A 26,805-nucleotide genomic window follows, 5' to 3' on the forward strand; every position below is an offset into this window, starting at 1 on the left:
CTGGGGGCGGACGTGCCCGCTGACAGCGTGGTGCAACTCGTGATCGGCGCGATCGCCCTGGTGATCGTGGCCGGTCTCTTCGCATGTCTGGAGGCCGCGCTCTCGCGGATCTCGCGGGTCCGGGCGGAAGAGCTCGTGCGCGAGGAACGCCGGGGCGCCAAGCGGCTGCTGACGGTGGTTCAGGACCCCGCGCGCTACCTCAACCTGGCCCTGCTCGTCCGGGTCGCGTGCGAGTTGTCCGCGGCGGTCCTGGTCACCGTCGTGTGCATGGACGACTTCGACGAGACCTGGCAGGCCGTGCTGGTCACGATCGGCGTCATGGTGGTGGTGTTGTACGTCGCGGTCGGGGTCTCCCCGCGTACGATCGGCCGGCAACACCCGGTCACCGTCGCGGTGATCGGCGCGCCCGTGCTGTTCGGCCTGGCGCGTGTGCTCGGGCCGCTGCCCAAGCTGCTGATCCTGCTGGGCAACGCGCTCACCCCCGGCAAGGGCTTTCGCGAGGGGCCGTTCGCGTCCGAGGCCGAGCTGCGCGCGTTCGTGGACCTCGCCGAGAAGAACTCGCTGATCGAGGACGACGAGCGCGAGATGCTGCACTCCGTCCTGCAACTGGGCGACACGATCGTGCGCGAGGTCATGGTGCCCCGGCCCGACATGGTGTTCATCGAGCGGCACAAGTCGCTGCGCCAGGCGATGTCGCTCGCGCTGCGCAGCGGCTACTCGCGGATCCCGGTGATCGGCGAGAACGAGGACGACGTCGTGGGCATCGTCTTCCTCAAGGACCTCGCCCGGCGCAGCACGATGGGGGACCCCGCCTGGGCCGGGGAGCGGGTCGACTCGATCATGCGCCCCGCGACGTTCGTCCCGGACAGCAAGCCGGCCGACGACCTGCTGCGCGAGATGCAGGCCGACCGCACGCACATGGTGGTCGTGGTCGACGAGTACGGCGGCACCGCCGGCCTGGTCACGATCGAGGACATCCTGGAGGAGATCGTCGGCGAGATCACCGACGAGTACGACACCGAGTCCGCGCCGGTCGAGGAACTGCCCGACGGCGCCTTCCGGGTCACCGCGCGACTCCCCGTCGACGAGCTGGGTGAGCTGTTCGGCCTGGAACTCGACGACGAGGACGTCGAAACCGTCGGCGGCCTGCTTGCCAAGGCCCTCGGCCGAGTCCCGATCCCGGGCGCCGCAGCCGTGGTCGAGGGCCTACGCCTGGCCGCCGAAAGCCCCTCGGGCCGCCGCAACCGAGTAGGCACCATCATCGTCACCCGAGTCCCCTCGAACCCGAGCACCCCACCCGACACAAGAGCCCCCCACCCAGCCTTCGAGGACAAGTAACCAGCCCAACCCTCAAGCCCACCCAGTCCGCCGCCCAACCAAAACCAGCCCGTCCGGCGCTTGAGGACAACCAGCCCGGCCGGCGCTTGAGGCCACCCAAGCCCACCCAACCGGGACCGCCGCTTGACCAAAATCAGCCCGTCCGGCGCTTGAGGACAACCAGCCAGGCCGGCGCTTGAGGCCACCCCGGCAGCCGCCCCACCCACCCGAGATACTCTGCCGCAGCAAAGCGCAGCGAAACGCAGGAGGATCCGTGAGCGCCGAGACGCCCGCCCCCATCACCGTCGACCCCGAGGACGCCAAGATCGTCACGCTGGCCCGGGCCACCCGAGCCCGCAACGGGGCCGACGAGGGCGCCGCCGTACGCGACGAGACCGGCCGCACCTACACGGCGTCCACGGTCGCACTGCCCTCCCTGGAGCTGTCCGCGCTCCGCACCGCGGTGGCGATGGCCGTCGCCGGCGGCGCCCGCGGCCTCGAGGCCGCCGCCATCGTCGGCGTCGGCGACGCGGCGACCGACGCCGATCGCGCCGCGGTCCGCGACCTGGGCGGCGCGGGGACCCCGATCCTGCTGGCCGGCCCGGACGCCGTCGTACGCACGATCGCGACCGTCTGAAGGCCGCCCGCAGGGCCCACCGCACCCGCGGCGCAAGGAACGCTCGCTTCTTGAGCGACAATGTCACCCATGAGTGATCGCCCTAACCCCTCCGCGCCCGTCCACCGCTCGGGCTTCGCGTGCTTCGTGGGCCGCCCCAACGCCGGCAAGTCCACCCTGACGAACGCGCTGGTGGGCACGAAGGTGGCGATCACGTCGGGCCGCCCCCAGACCACCCGCCACACGGTGCGCGGCATCGTGCACCGTGCCGACGGCCAGCTCGTCCTGGTGGACACCCCCGGTCTGCACAAGCCGCGCACCCTGCTCGGTCAGCGGCTGAACGACCTGGTCCGGGCCACCTGGGCGGAGGTCGACGTGATCGGCTTCTGCATCCCGGCCGACCAGAAGGTCGGCCCCGGTGACAAGTACATCGCGGCCGAACTGGCCCAGGCCAAGCGCACGCCCAAGGTCGCCATCGTCACCAAGACCGACCTGGTCGACCAGCAGACGCTGGTCCAGCAGCTGCTCGCCGTGCAGAAGATGGGCGAGGACGTCGGCATCGAGTGGGCCGAGATCATCCCGGTCTCCGCGGTCGGCGACAGCCAGGTGGCCCTCGTGGCCGACCTGCTCGTCCCGATGCTGCCGGAGGGCCCGCCGCTGTACCCGGGCGGCGAGCTCACCGACGAGCCGGAGATGATCATGGCCGCCGAGCTGATCCGCGAGGCGGCCCTCGAAGGCGTGCGGGACGAGCTCCCGCACTCGCTCGCGGTGGTCATCGAGGAGATGATTCCGCGCGAGGACCGCCCCGCCGACAAGCCGCTGCTCGACGTGCACGCCAATCTCTACGTCGAACGCCCCAGCCAGAAGGCGATCGTCATCGGCCACAAGGGCGCGCGGCTCAAGGATGTGGGCACGCGCGCCCGCAAGCACATCGAGGCGCTGCTTGGGACGCCCGTCTACCTGGACCTCCACGTGAAGGTGGCCAAGGACTGGCAGCGCGACCCCAAGCAGCTGCGCAAGCTCGGTTTCTGACGTCTTCCGACGTCTTCCGGAGTCGGACCGTCGGTCAGCGCCCGTAAGGGGCGTTGCTCTGCCGGCGGTTGGCGGTGATCAGGACGAACACGGCGGCGCCGATCGCGATGACGGCGCCGGCGAGCACCAGCCACAGGCCGAACCCGGTCGAGCCGAGTTCGTCGATGACCTTCTGCACCTGGTCGGAATCGTCGCTCTTGAGGGCGGACTCCTTCTGGATCACCAGTCGGGTCGGATCCGCGAGGTTCCAGACGGCGAAGCCGAGCGCGACCACGGCCGGGAGCCCGGCGCCGATCGCGAGCGGGGCCTTGCGGGCCAGGATGGCCGCGCCGAACAGCGCGATCGCGAGGATGCCGGCGATCAGCGTGAACACGCCGTCGCCGTCGAGACCCTTGTACGTCGCGGTCTTGCCCCGGTTCTCCAGCTCGAGCCAGGCCACGCACGACCCGATGACGATCAACACCGCCCCGACCGCGCCCGCGATCGCTCCGGGCGCGAATGGTGCGAGTCCGCCGCCCATGCCGCCTCCGCTCGGCGTGGGCGGCGGGTATCCGCCCGGCTGCTGCCCGTAGCCCGGCGGCGGCTGCTGGCCGTACGGGCCGGGCTGCTGGCCGTATCCGCCCTGCGGCGGCTGACCGTACTGCGGCGGCTGGCCGTATCCGCCCTGCTGGGGCTGCTGTCCGTACCCCGGCTGACCCTGCTGCGGGTATCCGCCGGGCTGGCCCTGTCCCGGCTGTGGTCCGTAAGGGCCCTGGTTGTAATCGCTCATGGGGACCGAGCGTAGGAGGCTCACGCCCGCTGGGCGAGAGGGGCCCGCCGAAAAGATGGCGTGTTTTCGCTTGTGTTCGCATGTCGGATGCCTGCCCGACTTATTCATCGGGTCGGGTATGGTTGCGGGCATCATGCGTCAGTGGCTGCTCCTCCTTAGCCGCCGCGCCGGGGGCTCATCCCTCTGACAGAGGTCAGACCGGCTCCCCCGTCGCGGGGACAGAGGCATGTCCGTGATTCGGAGCCTCCGGGATGTCGTTCCTCCCGTCGCCGGCCTACCTGCCGTTGCAGCCCGTTCCTCGCATACAGGAGACCAGCCGCATGACTTCCGTGAACCGCCCCACGCCGATCACCGCCTCGTCCGTGACGCAGCAGCCGTCCGGGATGCCGATCCACAAGTACAAGCCGTTCCGCGGTGTGGACCTGCCCGATCGCACGTGGCCGTCGAAGACGATCACGGTCGCGCCGCGCTGGCTGTCCACCGACCTGCGGGACGGCAACCAGGCCCTGATCGACCCGATGAGCCCGGCCCGCAAGCGGACCATGTTCGACCTGCTGGTGCGGATGGGCTACAAGGAGATCGAGGTCGGGTTCCCGGCCGCGTCGCAGACCGACTTCGACTTCATCCGCTCGATCATCGAAGAGGGCGCGGTACCGGACGACGTCACCATCTCGGTGCTGACCCAGGCCCGCGAGGAACTGATCGGGCGCACCGTCGAGTCGCTGATCGGCGCGCCCAAGGCCACGGTCCACCTGTACAACGCGACCGCGCCGGCCTTCCGTCGGGTCGTCTTCAACGTCGACCGCGACCAGTGCAAGGCGATCGCGGTGTCCGGCACCGAGCACGTGATGCGCTTCGCGGACAAGCACCTGGGCTCGGAGACCGCGTTCGGCTACGAGTACTCGCCCGAGATCTTCATCGACACCGAGCTGGACTTCGCCCTGGAGGTCTGCGAGGCGGTGATGGACGTGTGGCAGCCCGAGGCCGGGCGCGAGATCACCCTGAACCTGCCCGCGACCATCGAGCGTTCGACGCCGAACGTGTACGCGGACCAGATCGAGTGGATGAGCCGCAACCTGACCCGCCGCGAGTTCATCGCGCTGTCCGTGCACCCGCACAACGACCGCGGCGCCGCGGTGGCCGCGTCCGAGCTGGCCGTGATGGCCGGCGCCGACCGGGTCGAGGGCTGCCTGTTCGGCCACGGCGAGCGCACCGGCAACGTGGACCTGGTCACGCTGGGGATGAACCTGTTCAGCCAGGGCGTCGACCCGATGATCGACTTCTCCGAGATCGACGAGATCCGGCGCACCGTCGAATACTGCACCCAGCTGCCGGTGCACCCGCGCCACCCGTACGCGGGCGACCTGGTCTACACCGCGTTCTCCGGCTCGCACCAGGACGCGATCAAGAAGGGCCTGGAGGTCCTGGAGCGGGACGCGGCCGAGGCCGGCAAGCCGGTCGAGGAGCTGGACTGGGCGGTCCCGTACCTGCCGATCGACCCGAAGGACGTCGGCCGCACCTACGAGGCCGTGATCCGGGTCAACAGCCAGTCCGGCAAGGGCGGCGTCGCGTACGTGCTCAAGGCCGACCACAAGATGGACCTGCCGCGCCGCGCGCAGATCGAGTTCTCCCGGATCATCCAGACCAAGACCGACGCCGAGGGCGGCGAGGTGACGCCGGCTCAGATCTGGGCCACGTTCCAGGACGAATACCTGCCCACCCCGGACGCCGCGTGGGGCCGCCTGGAGCTGCGCGGCCACCGCACGGTCTCCGGCGAGGACGGCAAGGACGTGCTGACCGTCGAGATGAGCGTGGACGGGGTCGTGCAGGCGCTGGAGGCGACCGGCAACGGCCCGATCGACGCGTTCGTGCGCGCCCTGGGCGAGCTGGGCTTCGACGCGCGGGTGCTGGACTACAGCGAGCACGCGATGAGCGGCGGCGAGGACGCGCGCGCCGCGGCCTACGTCGAGTGCGCGGTCGACGGCCGCGTGCTGTGGGGCGTGGGCGTGGACGAGAACATCGTGCGCGCGTCGCTCAAGGCGATCGTGAGCGCGGTGAACCGGGCCGCGCGCGGCTGACCCGACCGCGAACCCCCGAAGTACCGAAACGCGCGAAACACCCGAAGGACGGCGGTTCCCGGCTCGACCGGGGGCCGCCGTTTCCGCGTGTCGTTCCTCGGGTCGGGATTTCCGGTTCCCCGCCGGTCGAGCACCCCGTCGTGCGCACCCACCCGGTGACCGGACGGCGCGCGCTGTTCGTCGACGGGACGTCGCCGCTGCTTGTCGCTTGACGTAACAGGCCAGGTCAACCGTGCTCCCAGGCGAACAAAAGTAACCATCTGTCCGCTTCTGATGACGCTTCGTGAAAATCGTGGCAGCATCGTGGGCAGGCGGAAATATCGCTTTCCGTCGCGCGGGACGCAGGGGGCTGCACCATGTTTGTCTTCGTGGGCATCCGGACGATCCGATCGGCGATCGGGGACGGCGAGTTCCACTGTCCGGCGTGCGGCGGTGATCGGCGCTTTCGCAAGGGCGGCGGTCGTCGACGGCTCGTGGTGTTCGGGGTCGCGCTGATCCCGCTGGGGCGGGCCGGCTCGGGCATCGAGTGCGCGGTGTGCTGCACCCGGCACGACATCGCGGTCCTGGAGCCGCCCACGGCCCGCGCGCTCACCCTGATGCTGCGCGAGGCCGTGCGCTCGCTCGTGGTGGCCGTCGTGGCGGCGGTGGACGACGAGCCGCACGCGGCCGACACGGTGCGCGCCGCGGCGGTGGAGGCGGTCCGGGCCGCGGGCATGCCGAGCTACGACGCGTGCACGCTGGCCGCCGACGTCGGCGCGCACCAGCCGCAGGACACCGCGTGGGCTCTCGCGGAGATCGCGCCGCACCTCGCGGTCGCCGGGCGCGAGCACCTGGTCGGCGTCGCGGCCCGGGTGGCCCTGGCCTGCGGGGCGTACGACCCGGCGCACCGGGTGATCCTGTACCACGCGGGCGACCAGCTCGGGCTCGGCCGGGCCCGGGTGGATCACGTGCTGGCCGGCCCGTGAGCGACGCCGCGTCGGCCGGACGTGGCGGCGGCGGGCGGCGCCCGGGCGCGTCGGCGGGACGCGGCACAATGGGGGTATGAGCCTCCTCCGTGACGAGGGTGTCGTCCTGCGCGCCCAGAAGTTGGGTGAGGCCGACCGCATCATCACCCTCCTGACCCGCGATCACGGGATAGTGCGCGCCGTCGCGCGTGGTGTGCGCAAGACGAAGTCGAAGTTCGGCGCCCGGGTCGAGCCGTTCGCGCACGTCGACATCCAGTTCTTCACCCGCAACAGCGACTTCCCCGGCCGCGGCCTGCCGATCATCACGCAGGTCGAGACGCTCGGCGCGTACGGCGGCCGGCTCGCGCTGAACTACGCCGCCTACACGTCCGGCACCGCGATCCTGGAGACCGCCGAGCGGCTCACCGACCACGAGCGCGGCCAGCCCGCGCTGCAGCAATACCTGCTGCTCATCGGCGCGCTGCGGACCCTCGCGGCGGGCACCCACGAGCCGGGGCTCGTGCTCGACGCGTTCCTGCTCCGCTCGCTCGCGGTGGCCGGATACGCGCCGAGCTTCGCGGACTGCGCGCGCTGCGGCCTCGACGGGCCGAACCGCTTCTTCTCCGTCCAGGGCGGTGGGACGGTCTGCGGCGACTGCCGGCCGGCCGGATCCGTCGTACCCTCACCCGAGACCCTTTCCCTGCTCGGTGCGCTGTTGACCGGTGACTGGGACCGTGCCGACGCGAGTGAGCCGCGGCACCGGCGCGAGGGCAGCGGCCTGGTGGCCGCGTATCTGCAATGGCATCTGGAGCGGGGCATCCGCTCGTTGAGATTGGTGGAGAGATCGTGAGTCAGTCGCGTGGCCGCTTCGGCCTGTTCCCCCGCCGCCGGCGGGCCGAGTCGGCGCCGGCCCGGGCCGCTCGCGAGCAGCGGCAGTACCGCGACCCCAAGCCGCACGCGGAAGGCGCGCTGCCGCCCGAGATCCCGGCCGACCTCGTGCCCAGGCACATCGCGCTCGTGATGGACGGCAACGGCCGCTGGGCCAAGGAGCGCGGGCTCGCCCGGACCGACGGGCACACCGCGGGCGAGGCGTCGCTGTTCGACGTGGTCGAGGGCGCTGCGCAGATCGGCGTGAAGTACGTGTCGGCGTACGCGTTCTCGACCGAGAACTGGAAGCGCTCGCCCGAGGAGGTGCGCTTCCTGATGGGCTTCAACATCGACACGATCCACCGCCGGATCGACGAGATGGACGAGCTCGGCGTGCGGATCCGCTGGTGCGGCCGGCGGCCCCGGCTGTGGGCGAGCGTGATCAAGGAGCTGGAGATCGCCGAGGAGCGGACCAAGGACAACACCAACCTCACCCTGGCGATGTGCATCAACTACGGCGGGCGCGCGGAGATCGCGGACGCCGCGGCGGCCATCGCCGAGGAGGTCAAGGCGGGCCGGCTCGACCCGAAGAAGGTCGACGAGAAGCTGTTCGCGAAGTACCTCGACGAGCCGGACATGCCCGACGTCGACCTGTTCATCAGGTCCTCCGGTGAGCAGCGCACGTCCAACTTCCTGCTCTGGCAGTCCGCGTACGCCGAGATGGTCTTCCTCGACGTGCTCTGGCCGGACTTCGACCGGCGGCACATGTGGGAGGCGTGCGAGACGTACGCGGCGCGCGACCGCCGCTACGGCGGGGCGCTGCCGAACGCGGTCACGGCGGCGGGCGCGACGTCCTCGGGATCCTGATCGCCCGCGGCGGCCGGGCCGCCCACGGGGCGCCTGTTCGCCCACGTGGGTGACGACGTGCGAGTGAAAGCTACGGCGGCAGCGGCAAGTGGGAGAACTTCCGGCTCGCGCTCCAGCACGACTTCCTGCATGCGGGCGGCTTCCTGGTGGTCGGCGCGCTGACCGCCGCGACTCTCAATGTCACGGTGCCCAAGCACGTGATCGACGCGGTGTCCGGCTCGCCGTGGTTCGCGGTGCTCGCGCTCGCGTTCCTCGCGGTCGTGCTCGCGGTGTGCTCGGAGGCGGACGCGTTCGTGGCCGCGAGCCTGCTGGGCTTCTCGCCCACCGCGAAACTGGCGTTCATGGTGGTCGGCCCGATGGTGGACGTGAAGCTGATCGCGCTCCAGTCGGGCACGTTCGGGCGCGGTTTCGCGGCCCGGTTCTCCTCGGCGACGTTCGTGGTCGCGATCGTCGCAAGCTACGTCGTCGGGTGGTGGCTGCTGTGAGGCGGGACGTTCAGGCGGTCGTGTTGATCCTGATCGGCGGCGCGCTGCTGCGGATCTCGCTGACCGACATGTACCTGCGCTACGTCAAGGAGGGCCTGCGGCCGGCGCTGATCGCGGCGGGCGCGATCCTGCTCCTGGTCGGGCTGATCTCGGCGGTACGGGACGGCATCCAGCGGCGGGCACAGGACGCGGTGGGGCCCGCCGAAGCGGAGGGGGGCGGAGCGGAGGCGGTCGAGGCCGGGCACGGAGACGGGGACGGGCACGGGCACGATCACGCCGCGGGCCCGCGCGCGGCCTGGCTGCTGTGTCTGCCGGTGCTCGCGCTGTTCCTGATCGCGCCGCCCGCGCTCGGTTCGTACACCGCGTCGCGCTCCGACAACGTGGTCGCCAAGCCGGCCGCCGCGTCGAACGACTCCGGCTTCCCGGCGCTGCCGCCGGGGGATCCGCTGCCGATGACCCTGGCCGACTTCCTGATCCGCTCCGTCTGGGACACCGCCGAGCCGCTCAAGGACCGCACCGTCCGGCTCACCGGCTTCGTCACGCCCGGCCGGGCCGGCTCGTGGTACATCACGCGCATGGTGATCAGCTGCTGCGCGGCCGACGCCTTCGCCCGCAAGGTCGAGGTGCACGGCATCGCCGCACCGCCCACCGACTCGTGGGTCACGGTCACCGGCCGGTGGCTGCCCAACGGTCAGGTCCAACAGGACGACGCGATGCCGGCTCTGACCGCCACCGCCGTCGAACCGATCGAGGCACCGCGGGAGCCGTACGAATGATCCGCCGGCGCCGGGCGGTCTTCTCGAGCCCGCCCGGCGCTCCAGGGCGTGTCACGCCCTAGCGCCGGGCGCCGAGAGCCGGTGAACGTTTCCGGTCACGGCACTGGGACGAATCGATCAGCTCAGGCCCGCGGCGGAAGCGCACTGCGAACAGGTGCCGAAGATCTCCAGCTCGTGCGAGACGTCACCGAAGCCGTGCTCGGCCGCGATCCGGTTCGCCCACCGCTCGACCGCCGGGCCCTCGACCTCGACGGTGCGGCCGCACGTGCGGCACACGAGGTGATGGTGGTGGCCGCGGCTGCACCGGCGGTACACCGACTCGCCGTCCTGGGTGCGCAGCACGTCGACCTCGTCGGCGTCGGCCAGGGCCTGGAGCGTGCGGTACACGGTGGTCAGGCCGACCGCCTCACCGCGCTGCTTGAGCAGGTCGTGCAGGTCCTGGGCGCTGCGAAAGTCCTCGATCTCGTCGAGGAGCGCGGAGACCGCCGCACGCTGCCGGGTGGATCGGCCCCGCACCGGGCTCGGGCTGTTGGCGGTGGTCACCTGGGTGCCTCCTCGATCGCGGCCGGCCGGACGTTGTGTGCCTGGATCGCCATTGTGCCGGCGTGCGGTGCCTCCGCGTCCACATGCACGTCGTCGACCCGGGCCTCGTCCGCCGCCGCGAGCGCCGCCTCCGCCTGCCTGGCCCGGCGCCGATTGAGCGGCGTCGCGAGCACACCCACCACCACGAACAGCGCGATCGCGAGCAGCACGATGGTCGCCCCGGGCGGCGCGTCGACGTAGTAGGTCAGCGCGGTGCCGGAGACCGAGACCAGCACGCCGACCACGATCGCGACCGCCGCCGTCATCGCGAACGTGCGCGAGACCTGCTGGGCGACCGCCACCGGCACCACCATCAGCGCGCTCACCAGGAGCAGCCCCACCACCCGCATCGCGACCGTCACGGTGACCGCGGCGGTGACCGCGAGCAGCAGGTTCAGCGCGCGTACCGGCAGTCCGGTCACGCGCGCGAAGTCCTCGTCCTGGCACACCGTGAACAACGCGCGGCGCAGCCCCAGCGTGACCACGAGCACGGCGACGGCCAGGACCGCGATGATCCGGATGTCCTCCGGCGACACCGAGGTCAGCGAGCCGAACAGGTAGGACTGGAGATTCGCGTTGGAGCCCTCCGGAGCGAGGTTGATCAGCATCACGCCGCCCGCGATGCCGCCGTAGAAAAGCACCGACAGCGCGACGTCGCCGCTGACCCTGCTGCGTTCGCGGATCAGCTCGATCGCGATCGCGCCGACCGACGCGGTGAGCACCGCGGTCAGCACCGGCGACGTGCTCAGCAGGAAGCCCAGACCCACGCCGGTCAACGCGACGTGCCCGATGCCGTCGCCCATGAACGCCTGCCGGCGCTGCACGAGGTACACCCCGACGGCGGGCGCGGTCATGCCCACGAGCAGGGCCGCGAGCAGCGCCCGCTGCATGAAGGCGAAGTCCAGGATCGTCACGAGAGCAGTCCCATCCCGGCGCCGTGCGCGGTGTGATCGTCGTGCGGGTGCACGTGGTCGTGCCCCGGAAGGGCGTGTTGGCCGACCGCCCTGGGCGGCGGGCCGTCGTGGCACACGCAGCCCTCGCGCAGCACCACCGCGCGGTCGATGAGCGGCTCCAGCGCGCCGAGTTCGTGCAGGACGAGCAGCACGGCCCGGCCCTCCTCCTGCTGCCGGCTCAGGGTGCCCGCGAGCACCTCCTGGCTGCGCAGGTCCACGCCGGCCATCGGCTCGTCCATGATCAGCAGGTCGGGGCGGCGGGCCAGCGCGCGGGCGATCAGCACGCGCTGCTGCTGGCCGCCGGACAGGTTCGCGATGCCGTCGCGGGCACGGTCGAGCATGCCGACCGCGTCCAGCGCCTCGTCCACCGCGGCCCGGCCGTCGCGGCCCGGGCCGAGCAGGCGCCGGCCGGTGAGCAGCCCCGAGGTGACCACCTCGCGCACGCTCGCCGGCACGCCCGCGGCGGCCGTGGTGCGCTGCGGCACGTAGCCGATCCGCGACCAGTCGCGAAAGCGCGCGAACGGCTTCCCGAACAGCTCGATCGAGCCGTCGGTCAACGGCACGAGCCCGACCAGCGTGCGCACGAGCGTGGACTTTCCCGAGCCGTTGGCGCCGAGCAGCGCCACCACCTCGCCGGGGCGCACGGTGAGGTCGACCCCGCGCAGAACCGGCCTGCCCCCCAGCGATGCCGTGCCGCCGACCAGCCGGGCGACCGGTGCCTGAAGATCCGTCATGAGCAGCCCAGCCCCTTCCGCAGCGCGTCCAGGTTGGCGCGCATCACGGAGAAGTAATCGCTGCGCGCCTCGTCTTTTATGCCTTCGAGCGGGTCGAGCACCGCGGTTTGGATCCGCAGATCCTGGGCGAGGGTCCTCGCGGTCTTGGGCTCGGCGAGCGTCTCGAAGTAGATCGTGGTCACGCCCTTGTCCCGGGCCAGCTTCTGGATGTCGGCCCGGCGCGCGGGGGAGGGCTCGGACTCCGGGTTGACGCCGTTCACCGCTATCTGGTTGAGGTGGTAGCGCTCCGCGAGGTAGCCGAACGCGGCGTGGCTGGTGACCACGTCCTTGCGCGCGCAGGTCGCGAGGCCGGCGGTGAACTCGCCGTCGAGCCCGTTCAGTCGGGTCACCAGGTCGGCGGCGCGGGCCCGGTAGTCCTGCGCGTTGGCCGGGTCGGCCGCGGCGAGCGATTCGCCCACCCCCGTGGCGATGGCCGCGAGCCGGGTCGGGTCGAGCCACACGTGCGGATCGCCGTGCTCGGCGTCCTCGTGGTGGTGGCCCTCGTGCTCGTCCTCGGCGCCGTGCACCTCGGTGCCGTGCTCCTCCAGCGGCGCGAGTCGGCTCACCTCGACCGTGTGCCTGGGCTTGTTCTGCTTGATCGCCTCGTCCACGGCGGGTTGCAGGCCCTTGAGGTAGACCACGAGATCGGCCTTCGACAGCTTGCCGACCTGCTTGGGGGTCAGCTCCAGGTCGTGCGGCTCGGCGCCGGCCTTCGTCAGGTTCGTCACCTTCACGTGCGGTCCGCCGACCTGCTCCGCGACGAATTTCATCGGGTAGAACGAGGCGATCACGCCGAGCCTGTCGCCGGCTCCGGTGTCGGCCCGCGCGTCGTCGGTCCCGGCGCATCCGGACAGCAGCAGTGCGGATGCCGCGGTGGTCGCGAGCAGGGCGGCCGGGACGGCACGACGTATGTTCATGACAATCATTCTCAACTCAAATGACAATCGTTGTCAATAATGGGGTGCTGGGCCAACCGTGGCGGGACTTCGGCGGCGGTTAAGGATTTACGGGGGTGACCGGCGCGCCGGTAGCCTGTGCCGACACTGTCACTGCCCGCATCGTCGCACCGAAGAGAGCATTGTGGCCGCCGACAAGATCGACACCATCGTCAGCCTGAGCAAGCGCCGAGGCTTCGTTTACCCCTGTAGTGAGATCTACGGCGGCCAGAAGGCCGCCTGGGATTACGGTCCCCTCGGCGTGGAGCTCAAGGAGAACATCAAGCGCCAGTGGTGGCGCACGATGGTCACCTCGCGTGACGACATCGTCGGTCTGGACTCCTCCGTCATCCTCGCCCGCGAGGTGTGGGAGGCGTCCGGTCACGTCGAGGCGTTCGTCGACCCGCTGACCGAGTGCACCTCGTGCCACAAGCGTTTTCGCGCCGACCACCTCGAAGAGGCGTACGAGGCCAAGCACGGCCGGCTGCCCGCGAACGGCCTCGCCGACATCGCGTGCCCCAACTGCGGCAACAAGGGCACCTTCACCGAGCCCAAGATGTTCAACGGTCTGCTGCAGACCTACCTCGGCCCCACCCAGGACGAGTCGGGTCGCGCGTTCCTGCGCCCCGAGACCGCCCAGGGCATCTTCGTCAACTACAAGGCCGTCGAGCAGACCTCGCGCAAGAAGCCGCCGTTCGGCATCGCCCAGACCGGCAAGAGCTTCCGCAACGAGATCACGCCCGGAAACTTCATCTTCCGCACGCGTGAGTTCGAGCAGATGGAGATGGAGTTCTTCGTCAAGCCGGGTGAGGACGAGACCTGGCAGGAGTACTGGATGCAGCAGCGCTGGGACTGGTACGTCGGTCTCGGCCTCAGCCCCGACAACATGCGGTTCTTCGAGCACCCGAAGGACAAGCTGTCGCACTACTCGAAGCGCACCGTCGACATCGAGTACCGCTTCAACTTCGGCGGCACCGAGTTCTCCGAGCTCGAGGGCATCGCCAACCGCACGGACTACGACCTGCGCACCCACTCCGAGAAGTCCGGCACCGACCTGTCGTACTACGACCAGGAGGCCAATGAGCGCTGGTTCCCGTACGTCATCGAGCCCGCGGCGGGTCTGAACCGGGCGATGCTCGCGTTCCTGCTCGACGCGTACTTCGAGGACGAGGCGCCGAACGCCAAGGGCAAGCTGGAGAAGCGCACCGTGCTGCGCCTTGACCCGCGCCTGGCGCCGGTCAAGGCCGCGATCCTGCCGCTGTCGCGCAACACCGACCTGTCGCCCAAGGCTCGCGGCCTCGCCGCCGACCTGCGCCAGTACTGGAACTGCGACTTCGACGACGCCGGTGCGATCGGCCGCCGCTACCGTCGTCAGGACGAGATCGGCACGCCGTTCTGCATCACCGTCGACTTCGACACGCTCGAGGACGACGCCGTGACCGTGCGCTCGCGCGACACGATGCAGCAGGAGCGGGTGTCGCTCGACAAGGTCGTGGGCTACCTCTCGGCGCGCCTTCCGGGCTGCTGATCGAGGGGGCCGCAGGCCCTGAGGGAACAAACGTGAGGGGCGCCGTCGTGGACGGCGCCCCTCACGTGCTGCCGGGCCGGGCCGCGGCCGCGGCTCGGATATGTGCGGCCGGCTACATCTTGAAGACGCCCGCCACGATGCGGTCGGTCATCCGGTAGTTGAGGTCGCTGTAGACGCTGCTCGCGGCCTTCGAGGCCGCCTCGCCCTGACCCTTGAGGGGTCCGCCGTCGGCTCGGCCGATGTCGATCACCAGGACGTAGTGCCCGGTCGTGGTCGAGACCGCGATGTGCTCGGAGCCGTCCTTGAAGGTGATCCCGCTCGACGCCGGCGGCGCGAGCCACGCGATCGGCGTGGTCGAGAACGGGATCTTGTCCAGCGCCTGGTGGAGCGCGGCCGCCTTCGCCTTGTCCTGCACCGAGATCACCGACAGCGTCACGACGTACTTGCCGGCGGTGTCCTTGTACGACCCGCGCAGCACTCCCAGACAGCCGTTCTCGGTGACGGCCGTGCCGGTGGCCGTGACCACCTTCGAGCAGTCCTTGGCCGAGCTGTCGTCGCTCGTCAACTGGCGGTACTTGCCGCCGGACCGGCCGTCGAACTCGGCGGTTTCCTTGAAGAAGGTCTCCGTCGTGAAGGTCAGCTTGTCGGTCGAGACGTCGTCGATGTTCGAGGTCTTCGGCGGGGGCGCCGACTGGAACGCCTTGGGGCCGTCATCGGGCGCGCCCGAGCCCTGCGGCGCAGGCTGCTCCGGACCGCCCTGGACCGGAGCGCTCTGCGAGGACTTCGCGACCGGTTCCTTGTCGTCCTCGTCCTTGGACAGGAAGAAGAACGCCCCGCCCCCGATCACGGCGAGCGCCACGACCGCGGCCGCCGGCACCATCCACCGCGGCCGACGCGGCGGCGGGGGCGGCGGCTGGCCGTAGCCCTGGCCGTACTGCTGAGGCGGAAACGGCTGCCGACCGTAGGGCTGTTGACCGTAGGGCTGCTGTTGACCGTACGGCTGTCCACCCTGGGACGGATCGCCGTAGGGCTGCTGACCGGGGTTCGGCTGTCCGTACGGCTGTTGCCCGTAGCCGGAGCCGGGCCCGTTCGGGGGCTGCGGGGGCGGGAAGGCACTCATGGTGCGGAGATTAGTTCATCCGAGCGACGGGTCATGCCCCATTCACCCCGGACGGTCGGTTGCGTTGGCCAACCGTGACCTGGCCTCCATCAACGCGAATCCCAAGAGGTTGAGCCCGCGCCAACGCTCGGGGTCGCCGGCCCGCTCGTCGTCGGCGGCGAGCCCGATGCCCCAGATCCGGTCCAGCGGACTGGCCTCGACCAGGACCCGCCGCCCGGTGCCGAGCAGGAACGCGCGCATCGCCTCGTGCTGCCCGAACTTCGCGACGTTGCCGCGCACGATCAGCTCGAACCGCGCGGCCACCCAGCGCTGTTCGTCGAACCCCCGCACCTGCCGGCCGATCGTCTTCGCCGTCTTGGGATGCCCCGCTGCCAACACCCGACGCTCGGCGTCCGCGTCGCCGAACATCCGCGCCTTGCCGGCCATCATCCAGTGCTCGGCCGTGGGGTAGGTCACATCGTCGACCGTGAAGGGCGACGGATACCACTGGCTCATGCAGGCGGAGTCGACCCCCGTGAGCGGCTCCCGATGCCCCCAGAAGAAGACGTACTTCAGCCGCGGCCCGCGCCGGGCCCGCAGTACCAGGGACGCGACGTCGCGCGGCTCGTCGACGACCGCTTCGGTGGACTCCTCGGCCGCGGCCGACGTTCCGGGTTCCGTGCTCATGGGCGCGATGGTGTCAGGATCGACCGACGGCCCGAAACCGCTTTTCCCGGTGGGGGACAATGGATCGGAACCGGCCGCACACCTCTTCCCTGGAGCACGTTCGCATGGCATCCGCCGACGCAACCACCCCCGACGCGACCGGCGGCCCGTGGGCGCCATTGCGCCTGGGCGCCGCCGGCGGTGCGCGGATCTGGCCCCCCGTCGTGCTGGCCCCGATGGCCGGCATCACCAACGCGCCGTTTCGCACGTTGTGTCAGGAACAGGCCGAGTCGGCCACGACCGCGCGGCCCGCCGGGCTGTACGTCAGCGAGATGATCACGACCCGCGCGCTCGTCGAGCGGGACGCCAAGACGCTGCGGCTGATCCGCTTCGCCGACACCGAGCGCCCGCGCAGCATCCAGCTCTACGGCGTCGACCCGCACATCGTCGGCCGCGCGGTCGCGATGATCGTCGACGAGGACCTCGCCGATCACATCGACCTCAACTTCGGCTGCCCCGTCCCCAAGGTCACCCGCAAGGGCGGCGGCTCGGCACTGCCGTACAAGCGCAACCTGCTGCGCGACATCCTGCGCTCGGCGGTCAAGAACGCGCGCGACGTGCCGGTCACCATCAAGATGCGCAAGGGCATCGACGACGACCACCTGACCTATCTGGACGCGGGCCGGATCGCCGTCGACGAGGGCGTCACCTGGGTCGCCCTGCACGGGCGCACCGCGGAGCAGCACTACGGCGGCACCGCCGACTGGTCCGCGATCGCGCGCCTGAAGGAGGTCGTCACCGACATCCCCGTGCTCGGCAACGGCGACATCTGGGACGCCGAGGACGCGCTGCGGATGATGCGCGAGACCGGCTGCGACGGCGTCGTGGTCGGCCGCGGCTGCCTGGGCCGGCCATGGCTGTTCCGCGACCTCGTCTCCGCCTTCGAGGGCAGCGCGGAGCGGGCCCGCCCGACCCTGGGCGAGGCGACCGCGATCATGCGCCGGCACGCGGTGCTGCTCGCCGAGTGGATCGGCGACGAGGCACACGGTGTGACCGACCTGCGCAAGCACGTCGCGTGGTACATGAAGGGCTTCTCGGTCGGCGGCACGATCCGCCGCGGCCTGGCCACCGCGAGCAGCCTGGCCGAACTCGACGAATACTTCGGGCAGCTCGACCTGGACCAGCCGTGGCCGATCGGCGCCGACGGCCCGCGCGGGCGCACCGCCGGCGGCAAGCGCGTGATCCTGCCCGAGGGCTGGCTCGACGACCCCGAGTGCGCGCTGCCCCCGGTCGACGCCGAGCTGGACCACTCCGGCGGCTGACCCCGCGCGACCCGGCGGGAAAACCGCCAAGCTCCCCTTTGGCACGCACAGTGACGTCGTACAGTGAGGGGATGCCCAAGATTCGCGCGTCCTCCGTCGCCGAACACCGCGCGATGCAGCACGCCGCGCTGCTGGACGCCGCGCGGAGTCTGCTCGACGAGGGCGGCTTCGCCGCGCTGACCTTCCCCGCGCTCGCCGAACGCACCGGGCTCGCCCGCTCCTCCCTGTACGAATACTTCGCCTCGCGCGCGGCCGTCGTCGAGGAGCTGTGCGCCGTCGACCTGCCGGCCTGGGTGGCCGAGGTCGAGAACGCGATGGGCGCGACCGAGGACCCGGCCGAGAAGATCGCGGCCTACGTCGCACGCCAGTTGGAACTGGTCGGTGATCGCCGTCATCGCGTCGTCGTCGCGATCTCCACCGGCGAGCTGGACGCCAACGCCCGCGAACGCATCCGGGCCGCCCACGGGCGCATCGTCGAACTGGTCGTGGACGCGCTCGCGTCGCTCGGCCACGAGGACCCGATGCTGGTCGCCTCGCTCGTCCAGGGCATGGTCGACGCCGCGGTCCGCCGGATCGAGTGCGGCGCCGAGGGATCCGCCGTCGAGGCGGCCACGTTGGCCCTCGTACTCGGCGGCGTCGCCCGGGTCGGATCGGCCGGGTAGAGCCGCACCCGCGTCCGCCGTACCAAGGCGAGCGGATCCCGGTACTCGGGCACGAGCAGTCCCCAGTGCAGGCACGGCCTCGGCAGATGGAACGGCCCGGGGCCGACCACCCCGAGCACCGCGCCCGCCGCGACCACGCCGCCCGCCGACACCGAGGCGATCACCGGCTCGTAGGTCGTGCGCACGCCGCCGTGCCGCACGGTGACCACCCCGCGTCCGGCCACCGGCCCCGCGAACAGCACGATCCCCGCGCCCGCCGACCGCACCGGCTGCCCGACCTCCGCCGCGAGGTCCACGCCGCGATGGCCCGCCAGCCATGTCGCCGCGGGCGGTTCGAACCCACGCAGCACCTCGGGTCGCGGGTCCAGCGGCCACACCCACCGCCGACCGGCCGCCGCGGCCTTGGCCGCCGCCGCCGGCGCGGCCGGCGGACCGGCGGTGGACAGCACGGCGGTGAGCAACAACAGACACAGCACGGTGGGCCCGCGCCCCGGATTCGATGCGTTCATGTGCTCGAGGCTCGCCGCCCGGAGCACCCGCGCCCGGCGATCGCGACCGGCCTGTGGACGAATCGGAGCGCTCTGTCCGTAGACAACTTTTCTGTGGACAAGCAATCGACAATCCAAAGAAGTCGGATATCGACGGAAAAGACGGTCTGTGAGCAGACAAGGAATCAAAAAGGGGTGTCGGAAGGCGAGTCGCTCGGCCGCGCGCGGTTCCCGTACACTTCCGGAAGCGGCCCGGCTTTCCGGGTCGACTTCGCGCGCCCACCTTCGAGCCGCCGACGTCCCGCATGGCGAGACGCCACCGAGCGGGACTCGATGGGGACACCTCTCGGTCCGGGATCCGCAAGGACCTCGGCGTGGTGTCGCGGGCGTCAGGCGTGACGGCGACCCGTCGTCACGGGAAAACCGAGAGTCCCGGGCACGATCGCCGGGACGAGAGCCCAAGGAGCGTACGGCCATGGCCGTCGTCACGATGCGGGAGCTGCTGGAAAGCGGCGTCCACTTCGGTCACCAGACCCGCCGCTGGAACCCGAAGATGAAGCGCTTCATCTTCACGGAGCGCAACGGCATCTACATCATCGACCTGCTCCAGTCGCTGTCGTACATCGACCGCGCCTACGAGTTCGTCAAGGAGACCGTCGCCCACGGTGGCACGATCCTCTTCGTCGGCACCAAGAAGCAGGCGCAGGAAGCGATCGCCGAGCAGGCGACGCGCGTGGGCATGCCCTACGTCAACCAGCGCTGGCTCGGCGGCATGCTGACCAACTTCTCGACCGTCTACAAGCGCCTCCAGCGCCTGAAGGAGCTCGAGCAGCTCGACTTCGACGACGTGGCCGGCTCGGGCATGACGAAGAAGGAACTGCTCGTCCTCAAGCGCGAGAAGGACAAGCTGGCGAAGACCCTCGGCGGTATCCGCGACATGCAGCGCGTGCCTTCGGCCGTGTGGATCGTGGACACCAAGAAGGAGCACATCGGCGTCGGCGAGGCCCGGAAGCTGCACATCCCGGTCGTCGCGATCCTCGACACCAACTGTGACCCCGACGAGGTCGACTACAAGATCCCGGGCAACGACGACGCGATCCGCTCGGTCACGCTGCTCACCCGCGTGATCGCCGACGCCGTCGCCGACGGTCTCATGTCGCGTGCCGGTGGCGCCGCCGCCGACACCAAGGCCACCGCCGGTGAGCCCCTCGCCGACTGGGAGCGCGAGCTGCTCGAGGCCGGCAAGAAGGAAGAGGCCGCCCCGGCCGCCGACGCCACCGCCGAGGCCGCCCCGGCCGCCGAGGAGATCGTCGAGTCGGGCTCGGTCACCGAGGCCGACGTCGCGGCCGAGGCCGGCGAGGCCGCTCCGGCCGCCGAAGAGGCTGCCGCCGAAGAGGCCGCTCCGGCCGCCGAGGCCGACCCGCAGGTCTGACCTGGAACGAGGGGTACGACGGCCACGCCGGCGTACCCCTCGCCCTGTGCCGGGACTCGATCACGGAGCGTACGCATCGCGTGCGTCCCCGTATGTGTCGAAATACCGCACAGCCCCTTGACCTTCATCGGGTGGGGCGACAACCTCACCCGCAGTCGCTCGGGCAACCGGGCCGCTGACCCGAGAGACGAGAGAATCAGGACATGGCGAACTTCTCCGCCGCGGACGTGAAGAAGCTCCGTGAGCTCACCGCCGCAGGCATGATGGACTGCAAGAAGGCCCTCGAAGAGGCCGAAGGTGACGTCGACAAGGCTGTCGAGATCCTTCGCGTCAAGGGCCAGAAGGGCGTCACCAAGCGCGAGGGCCGCTCGGCCTCCAACGGCGCGGTCGTCGCGGTGCTCGACGGCAACGCGTCGGGCGTCCTGGTCGAGCTCAAGTGCGAGACCGACTTCGTGGCCAAGAGCCCGAAGTTCATCGAGGCCGCCAACGCGATCGCCGCGCACGTCGCCAAGACCTCGCCCGCCGACATCGCCGCGCTGCTCGCGAGCGAGATCGAGGCCGGCAAGACCGTCCAGCAGTACGTGGACGACGCCAACGTGACGCTCGGCGAGAAGATCGTGCTCGACCGCTTCGCGCAGTACGCCGACGGCTTCGTCGCGTCGTACCTGCACAAGACCAGCCCCGACCTGCCCGCGCAGATCGGTGTCCTGATCGAGCTCGACGGCGCCGACGCCGAGGTCGCCAAGGACGTCGCGCAGCACATCGCGGCGTTCTCGCCGACGGTGCTCAGCCGCGAGGACGTTCCGGCCGAGACGGTCGAGAACGAGCGTCGCGTGGCCGAGGCCACCGCGCGCGAGGAGGGCAAGCCCGAGGCCGCCCTCGCCAAGATCGTCGAAGGCCGGGTGACGGGCTTCTTCAAGGAGAACGTGCTGCTCGACCAGGCGTTCGCCAAGGACAGCAAGAAGTCCGTCGGCAAGGTGCTCGACGAGGCCGGCGTCAAGGTCAAGCGCTTCACGCGCTTCCGCGTCGGCGTCTGAACCGGCCCACGCGAGACCCGTCCCGATTTCGGGGCATGCAGTAAGCAGAAGGCTGTAAGCGGTAGGTAGTAGGCAGCAGTATGGCGAGGAGGCCGCAAGGCGTGGAGGGAACCGTGCAGGAAACCGAAACGAAGGCGGCCTCCTCGTCGTCCGCCGAGGGCGACGAGCCGAACCCATACGCCCGCCGAGTGCTGCTCAAGCTCTCCGGCGAGGCGTTCGCGGGCGGTGGAGCCCTGGGCGTCGACCCCGACACCGTGCAGACCATCGCGCTCCAGATCGCCGATGTGGTCCGCCGCGGCACCGAGGTGGCCATCGTCATCGGCGGCGGCAACTTCTTCCGCGGCGCCGAGCTGCAGATCCGCGGCATGGACCGCGCGCGCTCGGACTACATGGGCATGCTCGGAACCGTGATGAACTGCCTCGCGCTCCAGGACTTCCTGGAGAAGCAGGGCATCGACACGCGCGTGCAGACCGCCATCACGATGGGCCAGGTCGCCGAGCCGTACATTCCGCGCCGGGCCGTGCGACACCTCGAAAAGGGTCGCGTGGTCATCTTCGGTGCGGGCATGGGCATGCCCTACTTCTCCACCGACACCACGGCCGCCCAGCGTGCGCTCGAGATCGACGCGGTCGCGCTGCTGATGGCCAAGGGTGTCGACGGCGTGTACGACTGCGACCCGAAGTCCAACCCGGACGCGGTCATGTTCGATCGTCTGGATCACGCCGAGGTGCTCGCCCGCGGGCTCAAGGTCGCGGACGCGACCGCGATCAGCCTGTGCATGGACAACGAACTGCCGATCGTCGTCTTCAACCTGCTCGTCGAGGGCAACATCGCCCGCGCCGTGCGGGGTGAGAAGATCGGCACCCTGGTCAGCCGTACCGACGGCTGATCGACGGCGACAGGACCGGGACAGGAGCCGACATGATCGACGAGATTCTCCTCGAAGCCGAGGAAAAGATGGAGAAGGCCGTCGCGGTCGCCAAGGAAGACTTCTCGGCGATTCGCACGGGCCGGGCGACCCCGGCCATGTTCAACAAGATCCTTGTGGACTACTACGGCTCGCCGACCCCCGTGAACCAGCTCGCGTCGTTCACCACGCCCGAGCCGCGCATGGTCATCGTGACGCCGTTCGACCGCAGCTCCACCAACGCGATCGTCAAGGCGATCCGCGACTCGGACCTCGGGGTGAACCCCACCGACGACGGCAAGCTGATCCGGGTCGTCTTCCCGCAGCTGACCGAGGAACGCCGCAAGGAGTTCATCAAGCTCGCGCGCGGCAAGGGCGAGGACGCGAAGATCTCGCTGCGGGCGATCCGCCGCAAGGCGAAGGAAACCCTCGACAAGCGCGTCAAGGACGGCGAGAGCGGCGAGGACGAGGTGCGTCGCGCCGAGAAGGAACTCGACGACACGACCCACAAGTACGTCGCGCAGATCGACGAGTTGCTCAAGCACAAGGAAGCCGAGCTGCTCGAAGTCTGATGAACGACTCGACCTGGGGCGGTACGCCGCCGGCCAATCCGCCCGTGGACCCGCACACCGACCTGCAGCCCGGCCACGACCCGTACGGGTCGTACGGCGCGTGGCCGGAGCAGGCCACGGGTGCGGCGACGGGTCACGAGGCAGACCGCTACGACCCGGACCGGCACGGGTACGGGGACGCCTCCACTCGTGCGCAGCAGCACTTTCCCGCCGGCGTCGGGGTACAGGCGCAGGATGACCACACGCAGGTGCTGTCACCGATCGCCGGCCACGACCTGCTCGCCGAACCGGAGCCGTCGGCCGGTCCGCCGTTTCGCGAGGAGCCCGCACGTGTGGACGCAGCCCGGGCGGAATCCGCGCGTGGGGGGCTCGTGGTGACCGAGGAACCGCCCGCCAAACGGGTCGGCAAGGCCGGCCGGAACCTGCCCCAGGCGATCGGCGTCGGCGCGGGCCTCGGCGCGGTCATCATCGCCTCGCTGCTCACCATCCCGATGCTCTTCGTCGGCGTCGTGCTGATCGCCGTGCTGGTCGGTCTGTGGGAGTTGACGGGGGCGTTCGGCAAGGCCGAGGCGATCGCCGACGGGTCGGGTCGGACCGCGCAGGGCGCGACCGTCGGGCGCGGCATCCGGCTTCCGGTGGTACCGCTGGGGGTCGGTTCGGTGGCGATGCTCGTCGCCGGCTACGCGCGGGGCGCGGAAGGGCTCGCCATCGCGACCGCGCTGACCGCGATCGCGGTCATGGTCTGGCGGATGACCGAGGGTCCCGAGGACTTCCTGCGGGACATGACCGCCGGTGTGTTCACCGTCTTCTACCTGCCGTTCCTGGCCGGCTTCGCGGTGCTCATGCTCGCGGACGACGACCACGGCGCACAGCGCGTGCTGACCTTCATCATCCTCGTGGTGTGCGCGGACACCGGTGCCTACGTGGCCGGGGTCACCTCCGGCGGCCCGCACAAGATGGCGCCGACGATCAGTCCCGGCAAGAGCTGGGAGGGTTTCGCCGGCGGCGTGTTCACCTCTGCCGTCGCGGGTGCCCTGTGCGTGGTGCTGATGCTCGACGGCGCGTGGTGGCAGGGCGCCGTCGTGGGCGTCGCCGCGGCGGCCGTGTCCGCGCTCGGCGACCTCGCCGAGTCGATGATCAAGCGGGATCTGAAGGTCAAGGACATGGGCAGCCTGCTGCCCGGTCACGGCGGGGTGATGGACCGACTCGACTCGCTGCTCGCAGCGGCCCCCGTGGTGTGGTTGCTGCTCGTCCTATTCGTATGACCCGGACCTGATCCGGTTTCCGACCGGACAGGCCACGTGTACGCGAGCGGGGCTCGAGGACACGCCCTGGGCCGGCCCCGTCCGTACACCTGCGACACTGGATGAGCGATGCCCAAACCAGGAGAACTCACCTTCACCGCGCCGCCGCGTCGTTCGAAGCCGCCGCGCCACCTTGCCGACCTCACCCTTGCCGAGCGCCGCGAGGCCGTTGCCGAGCTTGGGGAGAAGCCGTTTCGCGCGGCCCAACTGTCCAAGCACTACTTCGGTCACCTCTCGGACGATCCGGCCGACTGGACCGACATGCCCGCGGCGGCGCGCGACAAGCTCGCCGAGGCGCTGCTGCCGACGCTGATGACGTCCGTGCGGGACATCTCGTGCGACGACGGCGCGACCCGCAAGTCGCTCTGGAAGCTCTTCGACGGCACGCTCGTCGAGGCCGTCCTGATGCGCTACCCCGACCGCGTCACGATGTGCGTGTCCTCGCAGGCGGGCTGCGGAATGAACTGCCCGTTCTGCGCGACCGGCCAGGCGGGCCTGACCCGCAACCTGTCCACCGGCGAGATCGTCGAGCAGGTCCTCGCGGGCGCGCGCTCGCTGGCCCGCGGCGAGGTGCCCGGCGGTCCGGGCCGGGTCAGCAACATCGTCTTCATGGGCATGGGCGAGCCGCTTGCCAACTACAAGGCCGTGATCGGCGCCGTGCGCCGGTTGACCGACCCGAGCCCGGACGGGCTCGGCGTCTCCGCGCGCTCGGTGACGATGTCGACGGTCGGGCTGGTGCCCGCGATGTACAAGCTCGCCGACGAGCGCGTCCCGGTCACGCTCGCGCTGTCGCTGCACGCGCCGGACGACGAGCTGCGCAACGAGCTCGTGCCGGTCAACACCCGGTGGGATGTGCGCGAGGTGCTGGACGCCGCGTGGCACTACGAGAACGTCACCGGTCGGCGGGTCTCGATCGAGTACGCGCTGATCAAGGACATCAACGACCACGGGTGGCGGGCCGACCTGCTCGGGCGCCGTCTCAAGAACCACAACGCGCACGTCAACCTGATCCCGCTGAACCCGACCCCGGGCTCGAAGTGGACGGCCTCCACCGCCGAGCGCCAGGAGGAGTTCGTCCGCCTCCTGACCAAGCACGGAGTCCCGGTCACCGTCCGCGACACCCGCGGCCGGGACATCGACGGCGCGTGCGGTCAGCTCGCCGCCGCCGAGGTCTGATCCGGCTCCGGCTCCGAGGGCAGGCACACCCCGGGTCGCGCGTCGATATCCATCGGATAACGAAATCCTTATCGGATCCTTAGGCGCCTCAGGGCAGACTGATCTCAGTGCCAAGCCGTCGGATCCTTTGATCCCCCCGTTCGAATGATCCGGCGGTGGCACGCCCAAGCCGCCGGTCGAAGGGACACGATCCGGCGCCACGGCTCGGGGTCGCGTGGCCCCCGAGACGATGAACACTTCGAGCCCGTCGCGGAAGGGGACGCCGCGGCGGGCTCGGAGTGTTTTCCCATGTCCGGGAGCTTTTCGCCGTCGAGCACCGCTCGCCGGCCCGCGGAACGTCGCCCGACATCGCCCGGCTCAGGCCCGTTCCCGCCGGCGCGGCCGCTCGTCGCGCAGGATCACGAAGCCGGCGCAGATCACCGCGCTCGCGAGGAGCACGATCGCCCACACCGTGCCCAGGGTCGCCGTACCCGTCGACACCGTCGGGAACGGGCTGCCCTCGCGCGCGGGCCACGCGGCGAGCGCGCCGACCGCGACCGCGGTCACGGCACACACCAGGACCGGTACGGTCAGCGCGGCCAGCGCCGCCCTGCGATCCACCGGCGCGGTCGCCCCGAGCGCGTGCAGGGTGCGCGAGGTCTCCCGGCGCGCGGAGCCGTACTCGACCGTCACCAGGAACAGGATCGCCGCCGCGCACAGCGACACCGTCGCGATGGTCAGGAACAACGGGGCGTCGCGCATCCGGACCGGGGTGTGGACGCCCGCGAACCGGGTCGTGGTCACCACGGCCAGCGCGATCGTGGCCAACCCCAGGGGCAGCGCCAGGCCGCGGGCGCTCGCCTCGATCCGGCGCGCCGCACACAGCGACCACGCCCGCCCCGCGCGGGCCGCCCAGCCGGTGCCGATCCAGGTGACGAACCACGGCACCGTGAGCGCCGCGCCGACCAGCACGGCCCCGTAGCCCGACACGGCCGCCGGCAGCGCGCCGCGCGGCAGCTCCCCGGGCCGGGCCGGATCGGCGATCAGATACTGCGCGAGCAACCCGGCGAGCACGAGCAGCGGCCCCAGGTACGGCGGAATGCGCGGAAGCAGCCGCCTCGAGGGCAGGTGCACCGCGAAGGCGGCGGCCGGCCCGGCGATCGCGGGCACCACGGCGAGCACCGCCACCAGGCCCACCCACGGCACACCGGTGCCCTCCGCGAGCAGCCGGCGGATCGGCGCGGGGGCCGAACCCAGCAGCGCGCGCACGACCAGATGCGCCTGCACCCCCGCGATCGCCCCGACCAGGGCGGTGGCCACCGCCTCGGACGCGGCCAGGCCGCGGATCCGGCGGACCGGCACGTCGACGGAGTGCGGGACCGCGGTGCGGTCGATCCGATGCAGGACCGCGAGGCGGGTGCCGACCGCGGTCAGCACCCCCACGGTGGCCAGCACCGGCAGCGCCGCGAGCAGCGGACCCGCCACCGCCGGCCCGCCCCGCCCGGTCGCACGCGCCCACCCGAGCAGGCACAACAGGATGGTGGCGGCCGCGCCCGAGACCGCCGCGGTGGCCAGGACTCGTACGGCGTCGGCGCACGAGGCGCCGCGCAGAATGCTCATGCCGGCTCGAAACACGGA

At 70.9% G+C, this 26,805-nt stretch carries 25 protein-coding genes and 2 pseudogenes; 18 read left to right on the forward strand and 9 right to left on the reverse strand.

Annotation, left to right across the window (positions count from 1 at the left end; all coding sequences use genetic code 11):
• Positions 1–12 precede the first annotated feature (12 nt).
• From OG928_RS23305 to era, 3 genes are all read left to right on the forward strand, one after another.
• Entirely contained in the window at positions 13–1,338 is a 1,326-nt protein-coding gene (locus tag OG928_RS23305; RefSeq protein WP_406286896.1) for a hemolysin family protein, read from the forward strand.
• A 253-nt stretch (positions 1,339–1,591) separates the two neighbouring features.
• On the forward strand, positions 1,592–1,954 hold the full coding sequence (locus tag OG928_RS23310) for a cytidine deaminase (protein WP_406286898.1): 363 nt from the start codon (positions 1,592–1,594) through the stop codon (positions 1,952–1,954).
• A 60-nt stretch (positions 1,955–2,014) separates the two neighbouring features.
• On the forward strand, positions 2,015–2,965 hold the full coding sequence (gene era / locus OG928_RS23315) for a GTPase Era (protein ID WP_406286900.1): 951 nt from the start codon (positions 2,015–2,017) through the stop codon (positions 2,963–2,965).
• 34 nt (positions 2,966–2,999) lie between these two features.
• Here era and OG928_RS23320 read toward each other — a convergent pair whose 3' ends face one another.
• The gene (locus OG928_RS23320) at positions 3,000–3,734 is read right to left on the reverse strand and encodes a hypothetical protein (protein WP_406286902.1); all 735 of its coding nucleotides are present in this window, start codon (positions 3,732–3,734) and stop codon (positions 3,000–3,002) included.
• A 320-nt stretch (positions 3,735–4,054) separates the two neighbouring features.
• On the opposite strand from OG928_RS23320, the gene leuA reads away from it, so the two are divergent.
• The 6 genes and pseudogenes from leuA to OG928_RS23350 all read left to right on the forward strand — a co-directional run bounded on the left by leuA (position 4,055) and on the right by OG928_RS23350 (position 9,751).
• On the forward strand, positions 4,055–5,812 hold the full coding sequence (gene leuA / locus OG928_RS23325; protein ID WP_406286905.1) for a 2-isopropylmalate synthase: 1,758 nt from the start codon (positions 4,055–4,057) through the stop codon (positions 5,810–5,812).
• Between the two features lie 356 nt (positions 5,813–6,168).
• Positions 6,169–6,777 carry a TerB family tellurite resistance protein gene (locus tag OG928_RS23330; protein WP_406286907.1) on the forward strand — a complete coding sequence of 203 codons (609 nt, stop codon included), beginning with the start codon at positions 6,169–6,171 and terminating at the stop codon, positions 6,775–6,777.
• A gap of 76 nt (positions 6,778–6,853) precedes the next feature.
• The gene (gene recO, locus OG928_RS23335; protein ID WP_406286910.1) at positions 6,854–7,606 is read left to right on the forward strand and encodes a DNA repair protein RecO; all 753 of its coding nucleotides are present in this window, start codon (positions 6,854–6,856) and stop codon (positions 7,604–7,606) included.
• A gap of 23 nt (positions 7,607–7,629) precedes the next feature.
• The gene (locus OG928_RS23340) at positions 7,630–8,490 is read left to right on the forward strand and encodes an isoprenyl transferase (protein WP_406291147.1); all 861 of its coding nucleotides are present in this window, start codon (positions 7,630–7,632) and stop codon (positions 8,488–8,490) included.
• 77 nt (positions 8,491–8,567) lie between these two features.
• Positions 8,568–8,975, forward strand: a pseudogene (locus OG928_RS23345) (permease); the annotation flags it as partial.
• The gene (locus tag OG928_RS23350) at positions 8,972–9,751 is read left to right on the forward strand and encodes a TIGR03943 family putative permease subunit (RefSeq protein WP_406286913.1); all 780 of its coding nucleotides are present in this window, start codon (positions 8,972–8,974) and stop codon (positions 9,749–9,751) included. The pseudogene OG928_RS23345 and the gene OG928_RS23350, both read left to right, overlap by 4 nt.
• 117 nt (positions 9,752–9,868) lie before the next feature.
• Here the strand turns inward: OG928_RS23350 and OG928_RS23355 are convergent, their stop codons facing one another.
• Genes OG928_RS23355 through OG928_RS23370 form a run of 4 tightly spaced genes read right to left on the reverse strand, consistent with a single transcriptional unit; the run spans position 9,869 to position 12,976 of the window.
• Entirely contained in the window at positions 9,869–10,294 is a 426-nt protein-coding gene (locus OG928_RS23355) for a Fur family transcriptional regulator (RefSeq protein WP_406286915.1), read from the reverse strand.
• Complete coding sequence (locus tag OG928_RS23360; protein WP_406286918.1) at positions 10,291–11,247, reverse strand: metal ABC transporter permease; 957 nt, start codon at positions 11,245–11,247, stop codon at positions 10,291–10,293. The genes OG928_RS23355 and OG928_RS23360 overlap by 4 nt, the downstream gene beginning before the upstream one ends.
• Complete coding sequence (locus tag OG928_RS23365; RefSeq protein WP_406286920.1) at positions 11,244–12,020, reverse strand: metal ABC transporter ATP-binding protein; 777 nt, start codon at positions 12,018–12,020, stop codon at positions 11,244–11,246. Before OG928_RS23365 ends, OG928_RS23360 begins: the two co-directional genes overlap by 4 nt.
• Positions 12,017–12,976, reverse strand: coding sequence for a metal ABC transporter substrate-binding protein (locus OG928_RS23370; RefSeq protein WP_406286922.1), 960 nt, complete (start codon positions 12,974–12,976; stop codon positions 12,017–12,019). Before OG928_RS23370 ends, OG928_RS23365 begins: the two co-directional genes overlap by 4 nt.
• 163 nt (positions 12,977–13,139) lie before the next feature.
• Between OG928_RS23370 and OG928_RS23375 the strand changes: the two genes are divergently transcribed.
• Complete coding sequence (locus OG928_RS23375) at positions 13,140–14,522, forward strand: glycine--tRNA ligase (RefSeq protein ID WP_406286925.1); 1,383 nt, start codon at positions 13,140–13,142, stop codon at positions 14,520–14,522.
• 112 nt (positions 14,523–14,634) lie between these two features.
• Here the strand turns inward: OG928_RS23375 and OG928_RS23380 are convergent, their stop codons facing one another.
• Both OG928_RS23380 and OG928_RS23385 read right to left on the reverse strand, forming a co-directional pair.
• Positions 14,635–15,642 carry a hypothetical protein gene (locus tag OG928_RS23380; protein ID WP_406286927.1) on the reverse strand — a complete coding sequence of 336 codons (1,008 nt, stop codon included), beginning with the start codon at positions 15,640–15,642 and terminating at the stop codon, positions 14,635–14,637.
• A 42-nt stretch (positions 15,643–15,684) separates the two neighbouring features.
• Positions 15,685–16,308 carry an NADAR family protein gene (locus OG928_RS23385; protein ID WP_406286929.1) on the reverse strand — a complete coding sequence of 208 codons (624 nt, stop codon included), beginning with the start codon at positions 16,306–16,308 and terminating at the stop codon, positions 15,685–15,687.
• A 104-nt stretch (positions 16,309–16,412) separates the two neighbouring features.
• On the opposite strand from OG928_RS23385, the gene dusB reads away from it, so the two are divergent.
• Together dusB and OG928_RS23395 are read left to right on the forward strand one after the other, a co-directional pair.
• Positions 16,413–17,609 carry a tRNA dihydrouridine synthase DusB gene (gene dusB / locus OG928_RS23390; RefSeq protein ID WP_406286931.1) on the forward strand — a complete coding sequence of 399 codons (1,197 nt, stop codon included), beginning with the start codon at positions 16,413–16,415 and terminating at the stop codon, positions 17,607–17,609.
• 71 nt (positions 17,610–17,680) lie between these two features.
• Positions 17,681–18,271, forward strand: a complete 591-nt coding sequence (locus OG928_RS23395; protein ID WP_406286934.1) for a TetR/AcrR family transcriptional regulator — start codon at positions 17,681–17,683, stop codon at positions 18,269–18,271.
• A gap of 68 nt (positions 18,272–18,339) precedes the next feature.
• On the opposite strand, the pseudogene OG928_RS23400 reads toward OG928_RS23395, so the two are convergent.
• Positions 18,340–19,236 (reverse strand): annotated as a pseudogene (locus OG928_RS23400) (M23 family metallopeptidase); the annotation flags it as partial.
• Here OG928_RS23400 and rpsB point away from each other — a divergent pair.
• The 6 genes from rpsB (at position 19,235) to rlmN (ending at position 25,188) form a co-directional block, all read left to right on the forward strand.
• Positions 19,235–20,191: a 30S ribosomal protein S2 gene (gene rpsB / locus OG928_RS23405; protein WP_406286936.1), complete on the forward strand. Its 957-nt coding sequence runs from the start codon at positions 19,235–19,237 to the stop codon at positions 20,189–20,191. The pseudogene OG928_RS23400 and the gene rpsB sit on opposite strands and share 2 nt — an antisense overlap.
• A 203-nt stretch (positions 20,192–20,394) precedes the next feature.
• Positions 20,395–21,228, forward strand: a complete 834-nt coding sequence (gene tsf, locus OG928_RS23410) for a translation elongation factor Ts (RefSeq protein ID WP_406286938.1) — start codon at positions 20,395–20,397, stop codon at positions 21,226–21,228.
• An 80-nt stretch (positions 21,229–21,308) separates the two neighbouring features.
• The gene (pyrH, locus tag OG928_RS23415; protein ID WP_406286941.1) at positions 21,309–22,118 is read left to right on the forward strand and encodes a UMP kinase; all 810 of its coding nucleotides are present in this window, start codon (positions 21,309–21,311) and stop codon (positions 22,116–22,118) included.
• A gap of 32 nt (positions 22,119–22,150) precedes the next feature.
• Positions 22,151–22,708 (forward strand): ribosome recycling factor, encoded by a 558-nt coding sequence (gene frr, locus OG928_RS23420; RefSeq protein ID WP_406286943.1) that lies wholly within the window; start codon positions 22,151–22,153, stop codon positions 22,706–22,708.
• Entirely contained in the window at positions 22,708–23,973 is a 1,266-nt protein-coding gene (locus OG928_RS23425; protein ID WP_406286944.1) for a phosphatidate cytidylyltransferase, read from the forward strand. Before frr ends, OG928_RS23425 begins: the two co-directional genes overlap by 1 nt.
• 108 nt (positions 23,974–24,081) lie before the next feature.
• Positions 24,082–25,188 carry a 23S rRNA (adenine(2503)-C(2))-methyltransferase RlmN gene (gene rlmN / locus OG928_RS23430; protein WP_406286947.1) on the forward strand — a complete coding sequence of 369 codons (1,107 nt, stop codon included), beginning with the start codon at positions 24,082–24,084 and terminating at the stop codon, positions 25,186–25,188.
• 357 nt (positions 25,189–25,545) lie between these two features.
• Here the strand turns inward: rlmN and OG928_RS23435 are convergent, their stop codons facing one another.
• On the reverse strand, positions 25,546–26,787 hold the full coding sequence (locus tag OG928_RS23435) for a hypothetical protein (RefSeq protein WP_406286948.1): 1,242 nt from the start codon (positions 26,785–26,787) through the stop codon (positions 25,546–25,548).
• Positions 26,788–26,805 lie beyond the last annotated feature (18 nt).

Source organism: Embleya sp. NBC_00896 (genome assembly GCF_045207785.1).
GTDB lineage: Bacteria > Actinomycetota > Actinomycetes > Streptomycetales > Streptomycetaceae > Embleya.